This window comes from Planctomycetaceae bacterium (assembly GCA_039680605.1).
GTDB lineage: Bacteria > Planctomycetota > Phycisphaerae > SM23-33 > SM23-33 > JAJFUU01.
Window position 1 is genome coordinate 169,986 of the sequence record JBDKTA010000039.1, and the last position, 6,588, is coordinate 176,573.

The window sequence follows — 6,588 nt, forward strand, 5'->3', positions numbered from 1 at the left end:
CGGGCTGGAAAGCCTGTGCCACCAGAAACGAGGACACCACCATGGCCACCTTCGTGTACGAGGCGATGAACAACGTCGGACAGCCGGAGAAAGGCGAGGTCGATGCCGCCACCAGCGCCGAGGCGATCGGCAAGATCCGGGCCAAGGGCTTTTTCCCCACCACGATCAAGGAAAAGTCCGGCGCCGCCAGGAAGAAAGGCGCCGCCGGCGGCAAGGGCGAGACGAAGGGGCGCGGGCTCAATATCACCATCGGCGGCGGGGCCAACCGCGTCGGGCGCGTCTCGAGCAAGCAGTTGACGCAGATGACCCGCCAGCTCTCGACGCTGATCGAGGCGGGCCTGCCGATCCTGCGGTCGCTGCGCATCCTCGAAGAGCAGCAGAAGCCCGGCTCGCTTCGCGTGGCCCTGCGCATGGTCGGCGACGACGTCGAAAGCGGCACGACCCTCTCGGAATCGATGGCCCGCCACCCCAAGGCCTTCACCGCCCTCTACACCAACATGATCCGCGCCGGCGAACTCGGCGGCGTGCTGGAAGTCGTCCTCAAACGATTGGCCGACTTCATGGAAAAGTCCGAGGCCCTGAAGAAGAAGGTCATCAGCGCGATGATTTATCCCGCTGCCGTCATCACCTTCTCGGTGCTGATCGTCACGATGATCATGATCGTCGTGGTGCCCAAGTTCGAGGACATCTTCACCAAGATGGGCAAGAACCTGCCGATGATCACGCAGATCCTGATCGTCACCAGCAACTTCGTCGTCAAAGGCGGATGGGCGATCATCCTGCTCTCGCCGCTGGCGGTCTGGGGCGCGTTAAAGTTGATCCGCTCCTCGGCCGGCGGCGCGTTTGCACTGGACTCGGCCAAGCTGCGCGTCCCGATCATGGGCACGATCGTCTCCAAGACCAGCGTGGCGCGCTTCGCCCGGACGCTGGGAACGCTGCTGTCGGCGGGCGTTCCGATCCTCGAGGCCCTCAACATCACCCGCAGCACCTGCGGAAACCAGGTCTTTGCCCGCGCTTTGGGCAAGGTGCATGACGGCATCCGCGAGGGCGAAAGCTTCGCCGAACCACTGCGACACACCAAGGTCGTCGAGCCCATGGTCGTCAACATGATCGACGTGGGCGAGGAGACCGGCGAACTGGACAACATGCTCGAGCGCGTGGCCGACAACTACGACGAAGACGTCGACAACATCGTCAGCGGCATGGTCTCGCTGCTCGAACCGATCATGGTCATCACCCTGGGCACGATCGTGGGCTTTATCGTCATCGCCCTGTTCATGCCGATGGTGGCGCTGCTGCAGAACATGGGCAAGTAGCCCTGGAGGGCACGGCAATGCTCGCGAAACGTAATCTTTGTTCGCGGCGGGCGATCCGGCCAAGCGCCGGGGCCTTTACCCTCATCGAATTGCTGGTGGTCATCACCATCATCGTGATTCTGGCCGCCATGATCACCCCGGCCGTCATGTGGGGCATCCGAAAGGCCAGAGATCTCGGCACCCAGACGCGCATCGACCGCCTGGCCAACGGGATCGTCGCTTACAAGCAGGACAAGCTGTTCTTCCCCGGACAGGACATCCTGGCCAAGATCGGAACGGCCGCCAACCCCACGCAGTATACCGGCAGCCAGATTCTCGCCGCCGCCATGCTCGGCTACGACTACAACACCATCACGACCGCGGCCGACGAAGCGGCGCTGTGGCCGACGTCCAACGGCGTTCCGTCCAAGGGGTACATCCTCTATTCCCGCGACGGGACCAATGCCAACGCGCCGGACAATACCTTGATGGCCAGCTACGGCACGGCCGCTGCCGCCCGCCGCTTCGTGCTCTCCGACGGGTTCGGGACCGAGCGGATGCCGATCGCCTATTTCGTCACCAACCCGATCCACGGCGGCGGACCGGCGCAGTTCCAGTTGAGCCAGAACAGCGTCATGACCGACCCGGCCACCACGCCCGCCATTGCCCAGGCGGGTTTTGAAGCCAAGATCACCAACCCCCTGACGCCGGGGCGCCCTTACAAGGATCAGGAGTTTCTCCTGATCGCGCCCGGCATGGATCGGAAGTGGTTCACCGATGATGATCGAAAGAACTGGACAATCAGCGAATAGCCCCCGACGAGGCGGATTCACCATGATCGAGATGATGGCCGTGGTGGCGATCATCATCCTGCTGTTTACCATGCTGATCCCCGCCATTCGCGTCGTTCACAGCCGCGTCCTGGCCACCAATTCCAAGAGCACCGTGGCCATGATCAGCGCCGCCTGCGACAAGTTTTCGCACGACTGGAACCGCCAGTATCCCCCCTCCTCCCCGCCGGCTGGGATGACCTACACCACCACCGGCGGACGCAACTGGTACGGACGCGAACTGCTGGTGCTGTACCTGACCGGCTATGGCGCCGACGCCGGAGTCAAGGGCGCGCCCCTCGACGGCGGGGCCAATTATGCCCTCGACGACGGCAGAGACGGATGGGGCATGCGGCAAGAGCAGGCCGGACGCATCATGGGACCCTATAACGGCACCGAAAACCTCGCCATGCGAAAGGTCACCTCCGGCACGGCCGTGGGGGAACTGTGCTTCGTCGACGCCTTCGGAAACGACATCTACTATTACCGCTACGGCGGAGCCCAGTATAACTCGGACAACGGCGACGGACCCATCGAGCAGTTGGGCCAGGACTACGTCAAGGACCCCGACGACAACGCCCATATTCTGAGCACCCGGTTTATTCTCGCCACGCCCGGTCCCAATGCGACCTGGACGGCGTATTTCGCCGACAAGGCCACCGACGACATCACGAACTTCATTCCGGAGCAGCAATAGCCATGCGGAACTCCGAAGAAAAAACGTTACGTCCACGAATGTCACGAATGATACGAATGGGAAGAAACAAAAACGGAATGTTGGAAGGATGGAAGGATGGGTGCATGCCCCGGGGCACTCCCCAGTCTTCTGATGTTGTTTCTTTCCCCGTCCCTATTCGTGACATTCGTGACATCCGCCTTCGCCAAGGCTACGGCGGACAGGTTCGTGGACGTAACTTCCCCGTCCCCGGTTTTACGCTGGTCGAGTTATTGGCGGTGCTGACGATCCTGACGCTCCTGGTGGCCATGGCCGTCGGCGTGGGCACCTATGTCATGGACAAGGCCAAGAAGACCAACACAGAGAACGTTCAAAAGATGGTGCTTTCCGCCATCGATGCATACCAGTCGGTCGCCGGCGCGTATCCCGCCAGCAGCGCCGACACCGCCTCGCTGGTGACAGCCCTGAAGGGACAGCGCCTTTCCAAGGAAAAGTTCGACCGCATTCCCGCCGAGTATCTCGACAGCACCGGCGCCAAGATTCTCGACGGTTACGGCAAAGAGATGCGATACGAGTCCAATGGCGGGTTCGGCAACGCACCGGTGCTGATCTCGGGGGGCAAGGACGGAATCATCGACGCCCCCAGCGACACTGACAACATCCGCAGCGACGGCAGATAGGTAGAGCTATGCACAGCAACGCGATCAACACAATAGTATCTCACCGCCGGCCCGGCCGGGCGTTCACCCTGGCCGAACTCATGGTCGTCATGGCGATCATCGTTCTGGTCTCGGCAGTGGTGCTTCCGGGCATCAACAAGATCTTCACGGCCGGCGCCGACATGATGGCGTTGAATCTGCTGACCGGGCAGATCGATGCCGCCCGAACCACCGCCATGGATAAGTACAAAGCCGTCGGCGTGCATTGCCAGATGGCCGACACGTCGCTGGCCGCCAACGCCAACCTGGCCAACCGCCAGTTCATGACCGTCGTCGAACACTCGCTGACGGGTTTCACACAGACCGGCGGGTACAAGCCCCAACCGCTTCCGGGCAACTACGTCCTGGGGTCGGCCGATGAGTTCCGCAACGGCGGCGTCTGGGTCAACGCCGTCGCCAACGGATTTACCAGCGGCGACCTGACCACCTTCTCGATCGTCTTCAATGCCGAGGGCAACCTCATTAAACGCACCGACACGGGCGAGCCCATCCGGTTCGACGGCGAGGACCTGCTTTTCAAGGCCGGCAACCAGTTGTGGTCGATGCCCCCTGATGAAGAAGGCGTCTCGGCCGTCACCGTGTTCGATTATGTTCAGGCCCAGTTGCTCACCAGCGACGCGGCCAAGTTCACGGCCTTCATGAACGAATCGGCCCAGTACCTTCCGATCCACATGTACACGGGCCTGATGTACCCGAGGAAATAGCCATGAGCCACACACGCACGACACCTTCGGTGGCACAGGCTTTCCAGCCTGTGGTCTCGGACACGGCCTGGAAAGGCCGTGCCACGGGTTTCACCTTGACCGAACTGCTCATTGCCGTGGGCATCCTGGGAGTCGGGATGACGATCATGGCGGTCATCTTCGCCGCCGGAATCACCGACGTCCAGGTCGCCGTCTCCACCTCCGGTTCGCAGATGATCGCCTCGCAGGGAAAGTCCGCCGCCGAACGCAAGATCAAGGCCGCCAACATCACCACCAACTCGCTGGTGGTGCTGGCCTCGCCGGCGGTGGTCAACCTGATATCGGCTGACGACCAGAAGTCGCCCCAGGGCGACCCTGCCGCCATCAAGGGGTTCATCCTGCTGGGACGCAAGATTCCCAACACCGCCTCGCAACAACTGGTCTCGGTGGCTTATCGACGCTCCAGCACGGGCGTGACAGCCGTGGCCGGCAGCATCACCGCGCTGTGCAGCGGCACGAACCTGACGGTCGCCCTGGCGGCAGACCGCGACAAGCTGCGGGTGGGCACGCCGATCATCGCCGCCGAGACCGGCGACTGGGCGCGCCTGATCCGGATCGACTCGTCCACCACGCCCCCGACCTACACGACTGACCGACCCATCGGCGGCTTGAGCAGCAGCGCTAAGCTCGCCTGGGTGGTCTATGAGACCGGCTCGACCGTGGGCGACCCCAGCCCGGCGGAGAACATGGCTGTTCTGGTGACCAACACGAGCCTTCCCTGACAGGAATAAAAAGAGGACGCCGGACTCTGTGCCCCGGCGGACGAGCGACGTTAGTACGGAGCATGAACATGAACAGACTCACTAATTCTCCAATCGCGCGCAAAAACATCGCCGACAGAAGCGGTTTCACGCTCATCGAAATGCTGGTCGCGGTGGCGGTGCTGGCCGTGATGATCATGATCTTTGGCAGCATCCTGAACCACGTCAATTCCGTCATGAACATCGCCAATGACAACATCCAGGCCGACCGCGAAACCGCCGCCGTCGCCGGGCTGGTCCAGAAAGACCTCGCCCGCGTCAGCCGCACCAGCTATATCCGCGTCGACGGCAACAAGCTCTGCGTGCAGGTCGTGGGCAACTACGAGTCGCTGTTGGCCGCCGACAGCGGCACCGTCAGCAGCGCCGCCGCCCGCAACAGCGTCACGCTCAACTGCACGCAATCCACCGCCTGGGGCGACAACAGTTGGCAGGGCGCCATGGTGCGCTTCGACGACCGCAAGTACACCGGCACCTTCTCGGCCACCACCGCCACGACCGGCACCAACAACGCCAATCCCAACTGGGTAGCCAATACATATGTCGGAGCGCTGGTGCTGGTCACCGGCGGGCAGGGCGCCGGCGTGCAGCGAACCGTCACCGGCAACACGTCCGACACCATCACCGTCGACCCGCCGTGGGGTCTGACGCCCGGAACGCCGGCCACCTCCGATCTGCTGGTGTACATGGACTTCAACGACAAGACCCTCACCGATAAGTCGACTCACCTCAACCACGGCGCCGGGACGATCCCGTCAAGCAACTGGGTGGACGACCAGGACCCCGGAAACGCCAGCGGCTGCGGGCTGCGCACCGATGGCTTGTCCGTCGTGCTGGACCCCACCAAGCTCTCGACGATCATCTCGACCACGGCTGTCAGCGTCTCCGTCTGGCTGATCGAAGACAGCACCGCCTACCCCCCCAACAACACCGTCTACTTCAGCCCCAACACCCCCTCCGGCGGGCATGGCATCACCACCGCCGTCAAGAGTTGGGACTCCGCCAATGGTTGCACGATCACGTACTTCTGGTATGCCACGCAGGGCACAGCCGGAATGCCCTACTATTTCAACCCCGGTCCCGAGCACTACCAGGGCCCGGCGTATCATCACTATGCTTTCGTGCGACCTCCGACCAATACCGCCTCGGCGACGATCTATCACAACGGCGCCGTTTACAAGCGGTCCGGTTGGCCGACGTCGAACCTCGGCGGCATGTACGCCGGCGCCATCAGCGGCTATCTGACCTGGCACGGCAAGATGGATGACTTCGGAATGTGGGACCGGCCGCTGAGTGATGACGAAGTCAATCTGCTGGCGTCGCGCCAGAAGAACCCGCTGACGCTCTCGGGCGGGACGGACGTCGGCGGCAGCGGCGAAGGACCCGCCGCCAACTCCACCTACGCCCTGTACTTCCCCACCTACCCGGTAGGCTCCAGCGCGACCACCTCGCTGACGCTGGGGCAGAGCCTCTGGGGCGACGTGCCGGCCGGAACCGCCTACAGCCTCTACTTCTCCGCCAACGCCGCCCTGATCGACTATGGGCGCATCTATGACGGAACCGACAC

Annotated in this window: 7 protein-coding genes; all 7 read left to right on the top strand. The window is 62.9% G+C overall.

All coding sequences use genetic code 11. The features are described 5' to 3' along the window. The first annotated feature begins 41 nt into the window (after positions 1-41). On the top strand, positions 42-1,316 hold the full coding sequence (locus ABFD92_11670) for a type II secretion system F family protein (GenBank protein MEN6505193.1): 1,275 nt from the start codon (positions 42-44) through the stop codon (positions 1,314-1,316). 17 nt (positions 1,317-1,333) lie between these two features. Then, positions 1,334-2,107, top strand: a complete 774-nt coding sequence (locus ABFD92_11675; GenBank protein ID MEN6505194.1) for a prepilin-type N-terminal cleavage/methylation domain-containing protein — start codon at positions 1,334-1,336, stop codon at positions 2,105-2,107. After that, positions 2,076-2,822 carry a type II secretion system protein gene (locus tag ABFD92_11680; GenBank protein MEN6505195.1) on the top strand — a complete coding sequence of 249 codons (747 nt, stop codon included), beginning with the start codon at positions 2,076-2,078 and terminating at the stop codon, positions 2,820-2,822. Before ABFD92_11675 ends, ABFD92_11680 begins: the two co-directional genes overlap by 32 nt. A gap of 104 nt (positions 2,823-2,926) precedes the next feature. After that, positions 2,927-3,481, top strand: a complete 555-nt coding sequence (locus ABFD92_11685; GenBank protein MEN6505196.1) for a type II secretion system protein GspG — start codon at positions 2,927-2,929, stop codon at positions 3,479-3,481. A gap of 8 nt (positions 3,482-3,489) precedes the next feature. Continuing rightward, entirely contained in the window at positions 3,490-4,224 is a 735-nt protein-coding gene (locus ABFD92_11690; GenBank protein ID MEN6505197.1) for a prepilin-type N-terminal cleavage/methylation domain-containing protein, read from the top strand. Positions 4,225-4,226: 2 nt separating this feature from the next. Beyond that, positions 4,227-4,985 carry a prepilin-type N-terminal cleavage/methylation domain-containing protein gene (locus ABFD92_11695; GenBank protein ID MEN6505198.1) on the top strand — a complete coding sequence of 253 codons (759 nt, stop codon included), beginning with the start codon at positions 4,227-4,229 and terminating at the stop codon, positions 4,983-4,985. 68 nt (positions 4,986-5,053) lie between these two features. Next, positions 5,054-6,588 (top strand): LamG-like jellyroll fold domain-containing protein (locus ABFD92_11700; protein ID MEN6505199.1); only part of this gene is annotated, 1,535 nt, incomplete at its 3' end.